The sequence below is a fragment of the Desulfuromonas svalbardensis genome (genome assembly GCF_055389415.1).
On the sequence record NZ_AP042416.1, the window covers coordinates 2,124,212 to 2,141,832 of the forward strand.

Annotated in this window: 12 protein-coding genes and 1 riboswitch; of the genes, 4 read left to right on the forward strand and 8 right to left on the reverse strand. The window is 50.5% G+C overall.

All coding sequences use genetic code 11. The features are described from left to right. Positions 1-2: 2 nt before the first annotated feature. The 8 genes from ACZ5KY_RS09520 to cobC form a co-directional block, all read right to left on the reverse strand. On the reverse strand, positions 3-674 hold the full coding sequence (locus tag ACZ5KY_RS09520; protein WP_464243658.1) for a precorrin-8X methylmutase: 672 nt from the start codon (positions 672-674) through the stop codon (positions 3-5). Positions 675-1,308: 634 nt separating this feature from the next. After that, positions 1,309-2,265, reverse strand: a complete 957-nt coding sequence (gene cbiB / locus ACZ5KY_RS09525) for an adenosylcobinamide-phosphate synthase CbiB (protein WP_464243659.1) — start codon at positions 2,263-2,265, stop codon at positions 1,309-1,311. Next, the gene (locus ACZ5KY_RS09530) at positions 2,262-4,871 is read right to left on the reverse strand and encodes a cobyric acid synthase (RefSeq protein WP_464243660.1); all 2,610 of its coding nucleotides are present in this window, start codon (positions 4,869-4,871) and stop codon (positions 2,262-2,264) included. Before ACZ5KY_RS09530 ends, cbiB begins: the two co-directional genes overlap by 4 nt. Beyond that, a complete protein-coding gene (cobS, locus tag ACZ5KY_RS09535) occupies positions 4,868-5,626 on the reverse strand; it encodes an adenosylcobinamide-GDP ribazoletransferase (RefSeq protein WP_464243661.1) in 759 nt (252 codons plus the stop codon). The genes ACZ5KY_RS09530 and cobS overlap by 4 nt, the downstream gene beginning before the upstream one ends. A 1,219-nt stretch (positions 5,627-6,845) precedes the next feature. Beyond that, positions 6,846-8,153, reverse strand: a complete 1,308-nt coding sequence (thiC, locus tag ACZ5KY_RS09540; RefSeq protein ID WP_464243662.1) for a phosphomethylpyrimidine synthase ThiC — start codon at positions 8,151-8,153, stop codon at positions 6,846-6,848. A 42-nt stretch (positions 8,154-8,195) separates the two neighbouring features. After that, positions 8,196-9,278, reverse strand: a complete 1,083-nt coding sequence (gene cobT, locus ACZ5KY_RS09545; protein WP_464243663.1) for a nicotinate-nucleotide--dimethylbenzimidazole phosphoribosyltransferase — start codon at positions 9,276-9,278, stop codon at positions 8,196-8,198. Next, complete coding sequence (cobU, locus tag ACZ5KY_RS09550) at positions 9,275-9,841, reverse strand: bifunctional adenosylcobinamide kinase/adenosylcobinamide-phosphate guanylyltransferase (RefSeq protein WP_464243664.1); 567 nt, start codon at positions 9,839-9,841, stop codon at positions 9,275-9,277. Before cobU ends, cobT begins: the two co-directional genes overlap by 4 nt. Further along, positions 9,834-10,427 (reverse strand): alpha-ribazole phosphatase, encoded by a 594-nt coding sequence (gene cobC, locus ACZ5KY_RS09555; protein ID WP_464243665.1) that lies wholly within the window; start codon positions 10,425-10,427, stop codon positions 9,834-9,836. The genes cobU and cobC overlap by 8 nt, the downstream gene beginning before the upstream one ends. A gap of 103 nt (positions 10,428-10,530) precedes the next feature. Continuing rightward, positions 10,531-10,672, reverse strand: a riboswitch (cobalamin riboswitch). A gap of 323 nt (positions 10,673-10,995) precedes the next feature. Here cobC and ACZ5KY_RS09560 point away from each other — a divergent pair. The 4 genes from ACZ5KY_RS09560 (at position 10,996) to ACZ5KY_RS09575 (ending at position 17,616) form a co-directional block, all read left to right on the forward strand. Continuing rightward, positions 10,996-11,421 carry a hypothetical protein gene (locus tag ACZ5KY_RS09560; protein WP_464243666.1) on the forward strand — a complete coding sequence of 142 codons (426 nt, stop codon included), beginning with the start codon at positions 10,996-10,998 and terminating at the stop codon, positions 11,419-11,421. Positions 11,422-11,498: 77 nt separating this feature from the next. Then, positions 11,499-12,845, forward strand: coding sequence for a TolC family protein (locus tag ACZ5KY_RS09565; RefSeq protein WP_464243667.1), 1,347 nt, complete (start codon positions 11,499-11,501; stop codon positions 12,843-12,845). Between the two features lie 4 nt (positions 12,846-12,849). After that, a complete protein-coding gene (locus ACZ5KY_RS09570; RefSeq protein ID WP_464243668.1) occupies positions 12,850-14,493 on the forward strand; it encodes an efflux RND transporter periplasmic adaptor subunit in 1,644 nt (547 codons plus the stop codon). Between the two features lie 12 nt (positions 14,494-14,505). Next, entirely contained in the window at positions 14,506-17,616 is a 3,111-nt protein-coding gene (locus tag ACZ5KY_RS09575; RefSeq protein WP_464243670.1) for an efflux RND transporter permease subunit, read from the forward strand. Positions 17,617-17,621 lie beyond the last annotated feature (5 nt).

Consider the following 17,621-nt stretch of genomic DNA (forward strand, 5'->3'; position numbering starts at 1 on the left):
GGTTATTCTCCTCGGCCAGCAACGCTGCACATGGCATGAAGACAGGCCACAGCCAGTGGGCTACCACCGCGGCGACCATCCATGACAACGTAAGGGAGTCCGGTGGTGAGTAACTCTTCTTTGCTCTCAAGGACGTGGATAAAGCCAACGGGCATACCGATCACCAATGCAGGTCGAATCCCTTCCTCCATTGCCAAACGGTTGAGTTCAAGTAGGGCAACAGGAGCATTGCCGATCAATACGATACTGCCGTGAAGGTGCTGTTTGGCTTTTTGCACGGCAAATAACGAGCGTGGTAGGCCGGTCTCTTTCGCTTTCGCAGCAATATCTTCGTCGGCAACGTGACAAAGGATGCTCTCGCGGGTGTAGCTCGGGTTGATCGCCTGTAAACGCGCCACGGAAATTCCAGAGCGGATCATGTTGCTATCGGAATAGATGGTAGCGCCAGCTTTGAGAGCGGCAGCGCACGAGGTGAATGCGTCGTCACTGAACTGGGTGAGTTCAGCTAAAGCAAAGTCAGCGCTGGTGTGGATTAAGCGGCGGACAACTTCCCATTGATCGTCGTTGTAGTTGGAACGATCTCCTTCAGCGTCGATGGCGGCAAAGGAGCGGACTTCGATTTCAGGGCCGCTGACGGGGTTTTCGTAAAGGTTGTAAATGAGTGGTTTCGACATAATGTGTTCCTTTATTTTATTGGTTACTATTATTGGTTCGTTGTTTGTCGTTGTTTTCTCTAGCACTGTTCCCCCATTTGTCGCCGCCGAACGCAAAGAGCGTCAGCAGAGCCGCTTGTGCCAAAACTGTCTGAGCGCAGCGAGTTTTTTGGCACGCTTTGCTGTAAGCGACTGCAGTGAGGGAACCCGCAGGGCCAGACAATCACGGGGTCATGTTTTGCATACTTTTGGATGACGCTAAAAGTATGGCGACGCCAAGTAAATACCATCGGGCGCAACCCCGAATTACTTCAGCCGATGATTGTTATTATCTGTGGTGCTTTGTTTATTAAATTCCATAACCTTTAAATCTGAGTTCAAGTTCGTGAGGTCTCGCCCTCACACTGCGACGTACTTTTTTCCAAGGCCAGCAAAAAGTAAGCAAAAAATGGCCTTAAAGTTCACGCTTGCAGCGGGCCGTACTCTACCAACAATGAGTCTTTTTCCCTCTTGCCAATCAGCGCGGTTCGTCGGCCTCTCGACCTCCAAATTGGTTCAACTTCGTTATCAAGGTATAGAGGTTATTGATTCAGTGTGCCTCTCTACTTTTTTCGTGGTACCTGTTTAACTATTTAGTAGTCATTTTGTAGGGTGATTACATCACAAATTGAAATAACGCCCAGCAAATTATCCCAACACCACCAACCAACGCCGAAGTCACCCACATCAACCGAATCACTTCACCAATATGTCGCGCACAAAGAGTCTGATTGCTATCCCCCATATAGGGACGAAACGAACTCTTGCCAAAATAACTATTCTCGCCACCCAATCGCACGTTCATCGCTCCTGCCATGGCGGCTTCAATCTGGCCACCGTTGGGGCTGGGGTGGTTGTGGCGGTCTCTTTTCATAATGGCCCATGCTTGTTTGGCATCGAGCTTGAGAAGTTTGGCCGCTACGGGAACGAGGAGGGCGCTTATTCGTGCTGGGATAAAATTTGCCACATCGTCGAGTCGTGCTGAGGCCCAACCAAAATGGAGGTAACGCTCGTTTTTGTAGCCGAAGGTTGAGTCGAGGGTGTTGATCGCTTTGTAGGCCATTGCTGCGATCGGCCCGCCGAACAAAGCGAACAAAAGTGGAGCGGTGACGCCATCAACGGTGTTCTCGGCGACACTTTCTACGGTCGCGCGAGTGATCTCAGATTCGCCCAGTTGATCGGTATCACGGCCAACGAGCATCGCCACTTGCTGGCGTGCTTGCGAGTTATCGCCTTTGCTTAATGGTTGCTCAACGGCTCGCGCATGACGGCTGAGGTCGCGTGCAGCGAGGGTGGTATAAAGAATAAAAATAGCGACCAGATCACCAAGTACAGGGTGGATCATGGTTGTGATCCACAACAAAGCGGCGCAACTGCCTGCCGTACCACCAACCACTGCAATCATGGCAACAATCCCTGCATATTTAGGATTACTGATGGTTCGGCGCAGCGGTTCCTCAAGGCTCAGTGCGAGTTTGGCAATCGCCTGAACAGGATGCGGTAGCCAGCGAGGATCACCGCACAGAGCATCGAGACCAACTGCAATCAATATTTGTAATGGCAGTGGGATCATAGGCCGATACTCCGGTAGATCGCTTTCATGTCGAGGGCTTCGCGTACGGTGTCGGCGAGACGATCAAATGCAGGTTCTAGATCATAGCTGGCGCGAATTTTACCGTCTGTTGACCAGCCACGTTTACTGCGTAAGCCATCAATAAACCAACGGCGGAAACCATCGGCATCAAATACACCGTGCAAATAGGTGCCCCAGATACGACCGTCGTTGACACTGCCGCCGATCAATTCGCCATCACGGTTGTGAGCGATGGGGGTTAATCCTTGTGCAGGGGTCTGGCCGTGGTGGATCTCGTAACCCAATAGCTCATGGCCCGAAGGGATATGGCGGCTACGGGTTTGAATGGTGGTTTTTTGTTCGGCGAGCACGGTATCGACAGGCAGTAAACCAAGGCCGTGAAGACTGTTGCCATCTGATTCGATTCCGTGTGGATCGCTAATCTGTTGACCTAGAATTTGGAAGCCGCCGCAAATACCGATGATTTCACAGGCATCGTCATGGGCCAGTTCCATGATCCGTTCAGCGATACCACTTTCGCGCAAGTAACGCAGATCGCCGAGGACATTTTTGCTGCCGGGGATGATCACCGCATCGGGTTGACCAAGTTCGTTGAGCTGATGGACCACCCGCACATGAAGATCGGGTTCGATACTCAGCGCGTCAAAGTCGGTAAAGTTGGAGATATGGGGCATGTCGAGCACGGCAATGTCAATCCGATCACTAGGAGCAGGGCCTTGATGAATACCGCCCTCCTTAAAAGACACCGAGTCTTCCTCTGGTAAGCCGAGTCCTCTTAAGTAGGGTACCGTTCCGAGTACTGGCTTGCCAGTGTGTTGGTAGGTGTACTCGATGGCATCATCGAGTAGGGTGGCATCACCGCGAAAACGGTTGATGACAAACCCAGCTACCTGAGCACGTTCCACCTCATTGAGTACTTCCATGGTGCCGACAAATGAAGCGAATACGCCACCACGGTCGATATCACCAACCAGTAATACCGGGGCTTCGGCATAACGTGCCATGTTCATATTGACGATATCGCCTGCCTTGAGGTTGACCTCCGCTGGGCTGCCTGCCCCTTCGAGAACCATCACTTCATGCTCGCTGGATAAATCGTCGTAGGTCGCTTTAACGGTTTCGAAGATTTTTTGGCGCTCTTTGGCGTACGCACGGAAATGCATGTTGCCGATGGCCTTACCGCAAACGATAATCTGTGATCCGGTATCGCTGTTGGGCTTGAGCAGTACGGGGTTCATCCGCACATCGGCATCAAGTCGGCTGGCCTGAGCCTGAACCACTTGAGCGCGACCCATTTCGCCACCGCTCGGGGTAACGAACGAATTGAGCGACATATTCTGGGCTTTGAACGGGGCGACATTGTAGCCGTCCTGATACATGATTCGGCACAGCGCCGCGGTCAACACACTTTTTCCAGCGTTAGAGCTAGTGCCTTGGAACATGATGGCCGGAGTTTTTTTGCGTTGCGGAGCCACCATTCGTGGGCAGAGAATCTCTTTTAATACTCGGCACAGCTGTTGTTGTTCGACTTCGGTGCGCACAGCAACACGGAAGTAATTGCCATCAAGGTTGTGGAAGTTATCACAGACGCGGATAGCAATTCCTTGTTGCAGGGTCTTCTCAGCGAGCTGCTGGGCATCGAGTTTTTTATGATCGAGGCGTAGCAGCAAAAAGTTGGCTTCACCGGGGTAGACGGTAAGGCCGGGTAGACCACTGAGCGCTTGTTGCAATTGCTCACGTTGGTGGTCAATAAAAGTGCGGCTACGTTGCAGGTATTCTTGATCCTGTACTGCTTGAGTACCGACCCGTTGAGCGAGGGTGTTGACGGTCCAGTTTGGCAGTTGACGGCGAACGTTAGCGACGATTTCAACGTTGGCAATGGCATAGCCGAGGCGTAATCCCGGGATGGCATAGGCCTTGGTCATTGATTGTATAATGATGACGTTGTCAGGACGGTCGATACGCAAACTTTGACTGCCATCGGTAAAATCAATAAACGATTCATCGATGACAAAAGTGGTCTGTGGATGTTGCTGAGCCATCAGCCGCAAGGGTTGCGCGGCCAAAGTGTAACCGGTGGGGTTGTTCGGTTGGCCGAGCAACACCAGTTGATCCGGTTGCAGCATCGACTCTAGCTCGGTCAGGTTGAGACGGAACTGATCTTCAGCGCGTAGCGGTAGCAAAGTAACATCCAGGCCATTGAGCAGCGCTGGATCTTCATAGTCAGAATATGAGGGTACGGGCACCAGTACGCGACTTTTTCCTAATACACGTGGGAGCAGGTGGAGCAATTCTGTCGCACCGTTACCGACCAGAATTTGATCGCTAGCAACATCATTCTGTTTGGCCAGAGCAGCGATCAGTTCGGTGCAATCAGGATCGGGATAATGAACCAGATCACTGATGGTGGCGCTGATCAGTGGACGCAGCCATTCTGGTGGACCAAGTGGATTGATATTGGCGGAAAAATCGATCAATTTATCCTTGGCGATCCCAGAGCGTTGGCTCAGTTGATTGAGGTTGCCACCGTGTTGATGTTGAGGCTGGTTTACTGAGTTTTCTCCTAAATCGATACCTGAGCTCATACTAAAACTCCTTGTTGCAGGCACACCAAAACGGTGAGCACGGGGATCAATTCAACCAGTTCGCACGCCGCACCCAGAGTGTCACCCGTTAGGCCGCCAATCTTGCCGTGGCAGTAGCGGGCAAATAGCGCCGTTGTCACCAGTGACATCAGGGCAACCCATAGTCCCGACCAGCCCAAAAGTAGCAGCGCGACAGCTGCTAACAAGGCAAAGGCAACGACCCCTTGCCACGGTTTACTGTCGGAATGGGTGAGGGTGGCCAAGCCACCTGTAGAACGAGCATAGGGCAGGCTGATGGTCTTCACCACCAGTGCCATACGCCCAGCTAGAGGCATGAGCACGATCACTGGAAAGCGCCACGCTTCAGGTAACGAGGCCAGCGCTGAAAACTTGAGGAGCAACAATGCGCTAATCGTCAATGCCCCCATTGGTCCAACAAGGCTGTCCTTCATGATCTCAAGCATCCGCTCACGGTCGCGTGAACTCATAAACGCATCAGCACTATCGGCGACACCGTCAAGATGTAATCCGCCAGAGATAGCGATCATAGCGATCACCAGCAGAGCGCTTGGCACCAACGTGCCGGGGAATAACCAACACAACACGTTATCGAGACCAGCCATCAAACCACCAATCATCAACCCGACCAGTGGGAACCATGTCAGGCTGCGGGCAATGGCCCGTTCGTCACCGCACCATGTATGAGGAATGCGGAGGATTGTGAGGAAGCTTAACGCGGCAAAAAATGGTTTCATAGTTGCTCTCGAATACAAGGTTAATAAGTTGTGTTGTGGTCTTTGTTGTGCTTGTTTTTTATTTGCGTTTTTTACCACTGTTCCCCAATTTGTCGCCGCCGAACGAAAAGAGCGTCAGCAGAGCCGCTTGTGCCAAAACTGTCTGAGCGCAGCGAGTTTTTTGGCACGCTGTGCTGTAAGCGACTGCAGTGAGGGAACCCGCAGGGCCAGACAATCACGGGGCCATTTTTTGCTTACTTTTTGATGGCGCAAAAAGTGAGGCGAGGTCTGGGGGCGCAACCCCAGTTTACTTCAGCCAATGATTGTTATTATTCGTCGTTCAATGTTGATCAAATTCCACACCCTTTTAAACCTTTAAGTTCACGTTCGCGGGTCTCGTCCCGCAGCCGACGTACTTTTTTGCAAGGCCCCAAAAAAGTAAGTAAAAAATGGCCTTGAAGTTCACGCCTGCAGCGGGCCGCACTTAACCTACAATGAGTCTTTTTCCCTCTTGCCAATCAGCGCGGTTCGTCGGCCTCTCGACCTCCAAATCGGTGTTCTTTCGTTGATCTGGTATAGAGATATTTGATGCAGTGTGCCTCTCTACTTTTTCCGTGGAATCTGTTCTATCTTTATTTCTTTTGCACCATGTTCCCCCATTTGTCGCCGCCGAACGTAAAGAGCGTCAGCAGAGCCGGTTGTGCCAAAACTGTTTGAGCGTAGCGAGTTTTTTGGCACGCTGTGCTGTAAGCGACTGCAGTGAGGGAACCCGCAGGGCCAGACAATCACGGGGTCATGTTTTGCATACTTTTGGATGACGCTAAAAGTATGGCGACGGTCGGGGGCGCAACCCCGAATTACTTCAGCCGTTATTTGTTGTTACCCTGTGAACTTTGTTGATCTGGTTCCACTACATTTGAAATCAATACCTTAAGTTCAAGTTCGCGGGTCTCGTCCCGCAGCCGACGTACTTTTTTTACTGGCCAAAAAAAAGTACGCAAAAAATGGCCTTAAAGTTCACGCTTGCAGCGGGCCGTACTCTACCGACAATGAGTCTTTTTCCCTCTTGCCAATCAGCGCGGTTCGTCGGCCTCTCGACCTCCAAATCGGTTCAACTTCGTTAGCAAGGTATAGAGGTTATTGATACAGTGTGGCTCTCTACTTTTTCCGTGGAACGTGTTTGCTCTGATCGTGTGGAACACAATTATTTCGTGTTCCACACGATAATAACGAGGAAAAATTAAAGTTTATCGCCAGCTAAATCCTTCTTGAACAATTTATCACTACCCTTAGCAGCACAAAACTCACCACACATGGTGCAGGTCTCTTCATCTTCTGGTACGCGAGAAGCACGAATCTTCTTCGCTTCTTCAGGAATCAATGCCAACTCAAACTGCTTGTCCCATTCGAGGTCACGACGCGCTTTACTCATCTGCTTATCACGCTCGCGGCCTTTTTCAGGGTACTTGTTCATGTCGCCAATGTAGGTGGCAACGCGGGCCGCGTGAACACCCATGCGTACATCTTCTTCGTTTGGCAGGGCCAAGTGCTCAGCTGGGGTGATGTAGCAGATCAAGTCGGCACCGTAACGGGCCGATTGTGCCGAACCAATTGCCGAACTGATGTGATCGAAACCTGGAACAATATCTGTGGTGATAGGTCCGAGCATGTAGTAGGGGGCTTCGTTACTCATCCGCTTTTGAACGATGATGTTGGCTTCAACTTCGTCGAGTGGCATGTGACCTGGGCCTTCGACGAGCATTTGGCAACCCATTTCGCGGCCGATTTGCGCCAGCTCACAGTTGATGATCAACTCTTGCATTTGCGCGCGGTCGTGGCTGTCGTGAATGGCGCCAGCACGTAGGCCGTTACCGAGAGACAGGCAAACATCATATTTTTTCAAGATGTCGATGACGCGGTCAAAGTGCTCATAGAGTGGGTTCTCTTTGTTGTTCTTTTCCATCCACGACACCATGGTGGTGCCGCCTTTGGAAACCAGACCACCGTAGCGGTAGTTTTGCTTGCGCAAGCGCTCAATGGTGTAACGGTTGATACCACAGTGAACCGCCATAAATGCCAAGCCGTCAGCACATTGTTTCTCGATGAGGTCGAACAACTCTTCGGGATCAAGATTGTCGGCACCACCGCGATTTTTAGCGGCTTCACAAAAAGCTTGATACAAAGGTACGTTACCAACAGGGACATCGACTGCGGCGATCACTTCACGGCGAACACGATCCAAATTACCGCCGACAGATAGTTCCATCAGCGTATCGGTACCTGCTTCTTGAGCAATTTTCGCTTTACGAACTTCAGCAGCGTAATCGATGATATCGGACGAAGTGCCGATGGAAGCGTTCACTTTGGTACGTAGACCTTTACCAATACCAACAGCTTTCGGCTTGCTGATGGTGTTGTAAGGGATAACGATCTTGCCTGCGGCAACCATGTCGCGGATGTATTCAGGCGTGAAGCCTTCATCTTTAGCCACGGCTACCATCTGTGGGCTAATCGTCCCTTTTACAGCTTGTTCAACTTGAGTGAGCATGTGATGTTTCTCCTTTTAGCGCTAAAATAGCGGGTAAGACGTTTAAATGTTTTGAGGCTGACTAACTGCGGCCTCTTCAAAGGTGGCAACTTCGGTTAAGATTGACACTGCGGCTTCGACAAGGTTCATGGCAATTGCACCACCTGTTCCTTCGCCAAGGCGTAATTGTAAATCGAGCAATGGTTGTTTGTTGAGGTGCGCTAAAGCGATATGGTGACCTTGTTCAACACTGCGGTGACCCGCAATCATGTAATCTTTACTGGCTGGGCACAGACTGGCGGCGATGAGTGCACCAGCGGTGGAGATGATGCCGTCAATTACTACCGGTTTCTTTTGTGCGGCGGCACCAAGAATAAGTCCGGCAATGGCACCAATTTCAAAGCCGCCAACTTTAGCTAAAATATCTAAGCCATCGTTTGGGTTCGGTTGGTTGAGCTCTAGTGCTTTTTCGAGAGTGGCAATTTTTGCGTTGAGCTGGGTATCGTCTAGTCCTGTTCCGCGCCCCGTAACATCGGCAATGGTGCGCTGACACAAGGTGGCGATGATGGCACTGGATGGACTGGTGTTACCAATGCCCATATCGCCAGTACCAAAGAGGTCGGTTGTTGTAGCCAGTTGCTGCGCGACCTCTATTCCTGCTTCAATCGATTGAATCGCTTGCTCGCGACTCATGGCTGGCCCTTCAGCAAAGTTAGCCGTACCGAGTGCCACTTTTTTGTTGATGATTTTACCACTGGCATCGAGTTCACTTAAGTCGCCAGCAACCCCTGCATCAACCACAACTACCTTGGCACCAACTTGGCGCGCTAAGGCGTTAATGCTGGCTGCTTCGTTGACAAAGTTACGCACCATCTCAACGGTAACGGCTTGGGGGAACTTACTCACCCCTGCGGCAACAATGCCGTGATCGCCGGCCATCACCGCAATCGATTTGCGTTTGACCGTCGGTTGCATGCTGCTGGTCATTGCCGCTAAATCTTCGGCAAGGTCCATCATTTGACCCAGCGCCCAGTGAGGGATGGCGAGTTGAGTTAAGCGCTCGTGAGCTGTTTGGCGCATGGCCGCATCACTGGGAGTAATCTGATTAATAGTTGTATCGAGCAACGATTGGTTTAGCCGTGTCATGATGGTGAGTTCTCCTTTAAAAAAAGTGGTAAGCCTGAAACCATCAACACCACTTCATCTGCCTGAGCAGCAAGAGTTTGATTGCAGCGACCAACTAAATCGCGGTAGAGGCGTGAGATAGCATCGGCTGGAACAATGCCCATCCCCAGTTCATTGGTAACAAAAATAATGGTTCGATCCCCTGCCTTGCAGGCTTCGATAACCTGTTGGCAGGAGTGAACGATGTGATCTTCAGTTATGGTTTGATCTCGGCAATCAGCCTCGTAAAGAAGATTGTTGATCCATAGGGTAAGACAATCAACGAGAACGACCGCACTGTCGGCGGTGTCTGTTAAGGCTTGAGCTAAATCTAACGGCTCCTCAACGGTCAGCCAACCTTTCCCTTCGCGGCGTTGCTGATGTAAGGCGATTCGGCCATCCATTTCGGCATCTATAATGGGGCAGGTGGCAATATAGCTGCGCTTTCCCGCTAAGGTTTCGGCGCGTTGTTCGGCGTAGCGACTCTTACCGCTACGGCTGCCACCACTGATATATAGTATGTTGTTTTTAGAATTATTAGTCATTGTAAAGCCCTGTTAAAACAGCCTGTTGGTCTTGTATTGTTAGTGTTGCAAATGAGCCTCTGCTGATCTCGAACTTTAAGTAATCGTGTTTTTCAAAACCGAGCAAGTGACACAGTAAGGCTCGAATCACCCCGCCATGAGTCACCAAGGCAAGGTGGCCAGAATGGTTATGGATCTGTTCGGCAATCTCTGTAATCCGATGTTGAAAATCGTGTTGTGATTCACCTTCGGGAAAACAAAAATCATCGAAAAATGTTGCCCATTGATCAACCAAATCAGGATCAGTTGAGCAGATCTCTTTAAAGGTCAATCCCTCCCAACGACCGAAATTCACCTCGTTCAGCTGAACCTTGATGGTGCAGGATCGTGCTAATCGTTCGGTAATTGGAGCTACGGTTTGTTGAGCACGCAATGACGGGCTGCACCATATTGTGTCAATGGGTTGATCTGTTAGACGTTCAGCAAGCTTTCTCGCCTGCGATTGTCCTTTGTTACTTAGCGGCACATCTAAATGGCCGACATAGCAACCATCGAGATCTGACTCTAGGGCACCATGGCGAATGAGAGTGATCTGTTTTTGTTTCAATGAAGTCCCCCCAAACAAAAAAATCCCCGCAACCTTTTTAAAAGGTTGCGGGGATTCCGTATTTAATCCACGCGTTTGCTCTGTCATCTCATACCACGGAGACAAGCGAACAAATTAATCGGCCATGTATCTGACTTACGTTAGTCCGTATGACTAACGATTACAGTGGCGGGTCCGTAACGGATTTACACCGTCTTCCACGATTCCGATTTATTTCTATATCTGCCAACTATAACAAAAGAAACACAATTGTGTTGTTAGTTTTTTCATAACGGCACAAATGAATTGTATAAGTGACATTGTGGAGTAATGCAAAGGGTGAACCAAAAGTGTTTACGCTATATAAAAAACCTTTAAATAGCTGTTTAGAAGGTTTTTTATGATTACTTTTTTAAGTCAGATGTTAACAAGGTGGCGTTTCAAAATGGTACAGATGTTCTTTTTTATGTGGAATTGCTGAAATATCGCTGATGGCTCTCAGATTTAATGGAGAAATTTTTGCTGAATCAAGCAGAGCTGTTGCTTTTTATCATTGCTTAAAAAGGTCACAATCGAATAAGATAATCTGATGATTAAAAATACTCGCTTCAGACATCTTGTTTCTATCTTCAGTTTTATACTGATCCTGCTGGTTGGTCAGACCAGTGGCGCTAGTTACGTGTGGTGTTTTGGTATTGATGGTCACACTGTTCTTGAGCAAGCGCATGATTCATGTTGTGAAGAGCATAAATCAGAGCATGATGTGTTGAGCAGTGAGGTTTCCGTTGATCATTGTGGTCCTTGTTTAGATCTGCTGCCCAGCAGTAGTTACGCTTCGAATCGGTTGCGTGATGTTTTAATGTCACTCGACGCGCTTGTCATGGCTCCATCTGTTGATGAGTCGTTTTTCCGTTTGACCTCCTTGCCATTACAACCACAGAGCGTTATCGCAGATTTTGTGCCACGCATCCGTGATCAAATTCTCCACCACCGCACCATTGTCATGCTGAACTAAGCGAACAACACCCCCTGTTTATCCCTTAAGGTTTACCTATAAAATTAACTGTTTACCCCTAAAGCGGAGGTACAACTATGCCTGTACAGGCTAAGTTTACTTTTGTTGCGTGTGTTGTGATGTGTTGTACCGTCGTATCACCTTCTTTCGCCGTGGAAAACCGCGCCGTAACGTCTGAGGTGATGTCCGATGTTGAGACAACGCAAACCAATGCAACGCAGCAGCAACCAACTGATCAATTAAGTCCTTTGACCCTAGCAGATGCTCTACAGCGGATGCTTACGGAAAATCAACAACTGCAAGCACAACACCATGCACTCTTAGCAACGGAGGCGGAAGGGCAGCAGTTTGCTGTGCGACCGAATCCTGAACTCGCCGTTGAATTTGAAGAGTTTGCTGGTAGTGGTGTCTATTCTGATACTGATGCCATGCAATCAACCCTGTCTGTGAGTCAATTGGTGGAGCTAGGCGGTAAGCGCGCACGGCGACAACAGCTGGCTGAACAGCAACGTTTGGTGGCCGAGCAACAGTTAGCGGTCACGCGCTCCAACCTTATCAGCACCACATCGCAGCGTTTTGTCGCGATTTTAGTGGCACAAAAGCAGTTGGTGTTGGCGCAAAATCAACTCAGCCAAGCTGCCGAGGTGTTGGCGATTGTCAACGAAGGGGTGCTTGCAGGAAAAAAAGCCCCCATCGAAGCGTTACGCTTTAAGTCGTTGGCTACGCAAGCCCAAATCCGTTATCAGCAAGCTATTGCTACCTTAGATAATAGCCGCATGGTTTTAGCCAGTAGCTGGCAAAGTTCAGTGGTGGATTTCACCGAAGTTGAGGGTAATTTACGCGTGATGCCAGCGTTGCCAACATGGGATGCAATTGAACAACAGCTTGATAAATCACCGTTGTTACTCTTACGCCAACGGCAACAGCAGTTGGCTCAGGCCGAATTGGCTTTGCAACGCGCCAATCGGATCAGCAACGTTACCTTTGAAGTCGGTTTAAAGAGAGATAGTACGAATGACGACATGGCATTGCTCGCCGGCTTAAGTATGCCACTGGCATTGTTTGATCGTAATCAGCAGGGGATTGCTGCGGCGAACCTTCGCGTTTCTCAGGTTGATGCCGAAGGCCATGCGCTCCGTCAGCAACAGCGGCAACAGGTGTTCACCACCTATCGTAGTGCGCAGCTCATTCGCCAAGAGATTGAGGCCTTAACCTCTGATCTCATCCCAGCCGCTCAAGCCGTGTTCGAAGCGTTATCTTACGGTTACGGCCAAGGGAAATTTGGTGTCATTGAGGTGCTCGACGCTCAAGGGAAGTTATTCGATAGTGAAGATCGCTATATCGAAGCGTTGACCCGTTATCATCAACAATTTAGTGAACTTGGTCGCCTGTTAGGTAGCGAGTTTACTGTGGATAGAGGATAAATCTATGAATAAAATTACCCATAAATCACCGTTTACCACCCTGACGGTTTTTATCGCATTGATTGCTGTAATGCTATTACCTCTTAATGGTTTAGCCCAAACCACTGATCCCCATGCCGGTCACGATCATGCCAGTCATGCCGATGAGTCCGTTGAAGATTTGTTTGTTGTCGAAGATGATCATGCCGGTCATGACCACGCTGACGATTCTTTTGGCCATGCAGAGGAAGAGGCAGAGCATCACGATGATGAAGACGAGGACGATTGCGCAACAGCTTGTGCCAGCGGTCATGGCGACGACCACGCTGTTGAGCGTGCCGACCAACATGAAGGTCACGATGACGATCATGATGGGCATGATGAGTCTGAAGTAGAGCACCATGACGAAGACGAGGACGATTGTGCGACGGCCTGTGCCAGCGAACGCAAAGACGCCCACGCTGACGAAGCGGCTGATGCCCATGCCGGTCACGGCCATGCTGTTGATCCGAATGAGTTTTGTTCAGAGCACGATATGTTAGAGAGCGAAGATGCCCTCTGCCAAGCCGGACACATCACCGATCTCGCCTGTGGTAAAGGGATGTTGGTGCGCTTGTTTGATGATGAAGTGGCCGCTAAAACCGGTATTGCTACGGCAAAGCCTGTCGCGGCTGTCAGTGGTTCAGGTAAGGCGTTTCCCGGTCAGGTGGCGTTTAATCGTAATCGCCTCGCTAAAATAACCCCTTTGAGTAGTGGTGTGGTGCGTGAAGTTCACGTGCGTCCTGGTAGTCAGGTCAAAAAGGGCCAAGTGTTGGTCTCTGTGGCCATGCCAGAATTGGCTGAATTGATGGCTGAACTCCTTAGTGCCAGCGCCCAAGCCGAGCAACAACAGGCTCGTGCTGAGCGTGAAGAAGCGCTGTACCATAAAGGGATCACCTCGCAGCGTGAGTTACAACAAGCCAGTGCCGATCACCGCAGTGCGCGTAGCACCGTTGATAAATATCGTCAGCAGTTGAAAAACTTTGGTTTAACAAATCAAGAGATCGATAGCCTGTTAGCGCGGCGTGAGCCCAGTGCATTGGTTCAACTGCGTGCGCCATTTGCTGGCACCGTGACTGAATTAACCACCGCCCTTGGTGAGCATGTGGCTCCTGAAGGATCATTGTTGACTATGGCCGATCTCGATACGTTGTGGATTGAGCTGTCACTGCCCGAATCACAGATTCACACCCTGAATGATGGCGCGCCTATTGAGGCAACATTCCGTGGTTTACCGAATCAAATCTTTCGCGGCAACCTGTTCTACATCGGCTCTGAGGTTGATAGCCGTAGCCGTACCTTAACGGCTCTGGCTGAAGTGGCTAATCCGAACCATCGTTTACGGGCAGGAATGTATGGCGATGTCGAGTTAACCAGCGCGGTATCAACAGGTCAGTTGGCGATTTCAGCCGACGCGATTCAAATGATCGACGATCAACCCTTTGTTTTTGTTGCTCAACAACAGGCTGACCTCTTTGAGGTGCGTCGCGTTGTTGTTGGCGCTCGTAAGGGTGGTTTGGTTGCTGTTGATGGCTTGAAGTTGGGTGATGCCGTCGTGGTGAATCAAGGTTATGCGCTGAAGTCTGAATTACTCAAGGCGCGCCTTGGTGCTTCCTGTGCCGACCATTAAGGGGGGACGACTATGTTAGATAAACTCATTGAATCCGTCCTGCGTAATCGGTTGGTGGTGGGGTTACTGTTCGCTGTAGCATTTGCTGCGGGTACAGTGGCACTGCTTAATCTACCTGTTGATGCCTTTCCCGATACCACACCCGTTCAGGTGCAGATCAACACCATCGCTCCGGCTTTGGGACCTGAGGAGATTGAAAAACAACTGTCGTTACCCGTTGAGCTGGCCATTTCAGGCTTGCCGGGCTTGATCCATGTTCGTTCTATCTCAAAATTTGGTTTGTCACAAGTGGTGGCAATTTTTGAAGATGAGATGGCGATTCTCGATTCACGCCAGTTGATTATGGAACGTTTGGCAGGGGTTGAACTTCCCGATGGTATTGGTCGCCCCGAGTTAGGGCCGATCTCTACTGGGCTAGGCGAGGTGTTCCACTACGTTTTACGTTCCGATAATCCTAAGCGTGATTTAGCCGAACTACGCACCCTGCACGATTGGGTGGTCAAGCCGCAGTTACGCAAAGTGCCAGGTGTGGCCGAAGTCAATTCGTGGGGCGGTAAAGAGAAGCAATATCACGTTATTGTTGAACCGAATTTGTTGGTCAAGTACGCCTTGACCTACGACGATGTTGCCACGGCGCTGCAAGAGAATAACGCCAACGTTGGTGGTGGTCAGGTTATCACCGGTGGGCAAACCTTGCTGGTGCATGGGTTGGGCCGCGTTGGTTCCATTGATGAGATCGCTGCCGTTGTCATCACCGCTGTCGATGGCGTTCCCATCCGCGTTGGCGATGTTGCTGAAGTGACCATCGATCACGAAATTCGCCGTGGAGCCGTTTCGGCGGGTGGTCGTGGTGAAGCAGTGCTCGGCCTTGGTTTTATGTTGATGGGCGAGAACAGCCGCGATGTCACCATGGCTCTCAAAGAAGCGCTGAACACCGTCGCTACGGCCTTGCCTGATGATGTCATTTTAGAAACAGTTTACGACCGCACCGAGTTGATCGATCAAGTGATTCAAACCGTCGAGCATAACTTGCTCGCCGGAGCCATTTTGGTTATCGCGGTGCTGTTTTTACTATTAGGTAATTTACGTGCGGGTCTGCTGGTTGCCGCCACCATCCCCATGGCGATGTTGTTTGCCGCCCTCGGTATGCAATCGTTAGGCATTACCGCCAGTCTATTGTCCCTAGGAGCGATTGACTTCGGTATTTTGGTCGATGGTTCAGTGGTGATGACCGAAGCCAACCTGCGCCGCCTTACCGCACGTCAGATTGAACTTCAGCGCACATTAACCACTGCAGAGCGTTTAGAAGTCATCCTTGAATCAAGCCGTGAAGTGTTGCGACCCATCATCTTCGGTATGATCATCATCATGCTGGTATTTATCCCCGTTCTTACCCTTGAGGGGATCGAGGGTAAAATGTTCAGCCCCATGGCTTTGACCTTTATCGTTGCCCTGTTTGGTGCCTTGCTAATCGCGGTGTTCCTGACACCGGTGTTGTCGTATGCCTTTCTGCCCAAAAAGATCAACATTCGTAAAAATGTGGTCGATGCTGGCTTAAAGCGGATCTACTCCAGCGCCTTAACAACCGTTTTAGCGTGGCGTAAACTGTTCATCGGTGTGGTAATCGTTGCCCTTATCGGCACGCTTGGGCTATCGACTCGCCTTGGTGGGGAGTTCTTGCCTAAAATGTCCGAAGGCTCACTGGTGGTGAGTCTGGTGCGTTTGGCGGGTGTTTCTATCGAAGAGTCCATCGCTTACAACACTCGTATCGAACAATTATTGATCGATGAATTTCCCGACGAGGTGCGCACGGTGTGGAGTCGTATCGGTAGTGCTGAGGTGGCAACCGACCCGATGGGAACCGAATTGACCGATATGTTCCTCGCTCTGTATCCCAAAGAGCAGTGGAGCAAAGCAGAGAATCAAGAACAATTATCGCAACAGGTGGCCGCAGCCCTTGAAGGGTTGCCTGGTATCCGTAGCGTGTTGACTCAACCGATTGCCTTACGCGTCAATGAGATGATCTCGGGTATTCGTGGTGATGTCGGCATTAAAATTTACGGCGATAACTTTGATCAACTGGTACAACTCGGCGAGCAGGTTGAGCATGTCTTGAACGGAATTGATGGCGCAGCAGATGTTGCCGTTGAGCAGATCACCGGTCAGCCAACGCTGCAAATTGAGATCGACCGTCCAGTACTGGCTCGTTATGGCGTTGCCGCCAAAGATGTGCTCGATATGATCAGCGCCATCGGTACACCGCGCGTCGGTCAAGTGTACGAAGGGGAGCGTTCGTTCCCACTGGTGCTCCGTTTACCCGATACCCAACGTCACGATGTTGTTGCCCTCGGTAACACCCTTATTCCAACGCGCACCGGTGCCGTACTGCCGCTGAAAGAGCTTGCCAGCTTAACTGTTGTGGATCGTCCATCGACCATCAACCGCGAGTGGGGCCGGCGCTTGATTAAAGTGCAAGTGAACGTCAGTGGTCGCGATATTGCTACCTTCGTTGCCGAAGCGCAGGAAAAAGTGACCAACGGCGTACTCCTTCCTGAAGGGTATGTGATGGAGTGGGGCGGTCAGTTTGAGAACCTCCAACGCTCACAACAACGCCTCGCAGTGGTGGTTCCAATCACCCTGTTGCTGATCTTTATTCTGCTCTATTTCAGCCTCAAGCGATTGAGTGATGTGCTGATTATCTACACCGGAATCCCCATGGCTGCCATCGGTGGTGTTGTCGTCCTTTACGGGCGCGGTATCCCCTTTAGTGTTAGTGCCGCCATCGGCTTTATAGCACTTTCAGGTATTGCCGTGCTCAATGGCCAAGTATTGATCTCAGCCATTCGTAATCAAGTGGCCGAGGGCCTAGCCTTGCAAGAGGCGGTCATTGTCGCTGCCAAACAGCGCCTTGTTCCCGTGCTGGCAACAGCTATCACCGATGCCGTTGGTTTCCTCCCTATGGCGTTGTCATTAGGTGTGGGTGCCGAAGTGCAGCGACCACTGGCGAGTGTGGTTGTTGGTGGGGTGCTTACTTCGACGTTGTTGACCTTGTTTGTGTTGCCGGCGTTGTATTTGATGGTGAATGGGCGTAAGAGTGGCAAGGTTGAAGAGGTGGAGAGTTAGTCGCT

Bases quoted from the DNA above. Each gene is read 5' to 3' on its own strand.
- ACZ5KY_RS09520 (WP_464243658.1), bottom strand. From the start codon at position 674: ATGTCGAAACCACTCATTTACAACCTTTACGAAAACCCCGTCAGCGGC.
- cbiB (WP_464243659.1), bottom strand. From the start codon at position 2,265: ATGATCCCACTGCCATTACAAATATTGATTGCAGTTGGTCTCGATGCT.
- ACZ5KY_RS09530 (WP_464243660.1), bottom strand. From the start codon at position 4,871: ATGAGCTCAGGTATCGATTTAGGAGAAAACTCAGTAAACCAGCCTCAA.
- cobS (WP_464243661.1), bottom strand. From the start codon at position 5,626: ATGAAACCATTTTTTGCCGCGTTAAGCTTCCTCACAATCCTCCGCATT.
- thiC (WP_464243662.1), bottom strand. From the start codon at position 8,153: ATGCTCACTCAAGTTGAACAAGCTGTAAAAGGGACGATTAGCCCACAG.
- cobT (WP_464243663.1), bottom strand. From the start codon at position 9,278: ATGACACGGCTAAACCAATCGTTGCTCGATACAACTATTAATCAGATT.
- cobU (WP_464243664.1), bottom strand. From the start codon at position 9,841: ATGACTAATAATTCTAAAAACAACATACTATATATCAGTGGTGGCAGC.
- ACZ5KY_RS09560 (WP_464243666.1), top strand. From the start codon at position 10,996: ATGATTAAAAATACTCGCTTCAGACATCTTGTTTCTATCTTCAGTTTT.
- ACZ5KY_RS09565 (WP_464243667.1), top strand. From the start codon at position 11,499: ATGCCTGTACAGGCTAAGTTTACTTTTGTTGCGTGTGTTGTGATGTGT.
- ACZ5KY_RS09570 (WP_464243668.1), top strand. From the start codon at position 12,850: ATGAATAAAATTACCCATAAATCACCGTTTACCACCCTGACGGTTTTT.
- ACZ5KY_RS09575 (WP_464243670.1), top strand. From the start codon at position 14,506: ATGTTAGATAAACTCATTGAATCCGTCCTGCGTAATCGGTTGGTGGTG.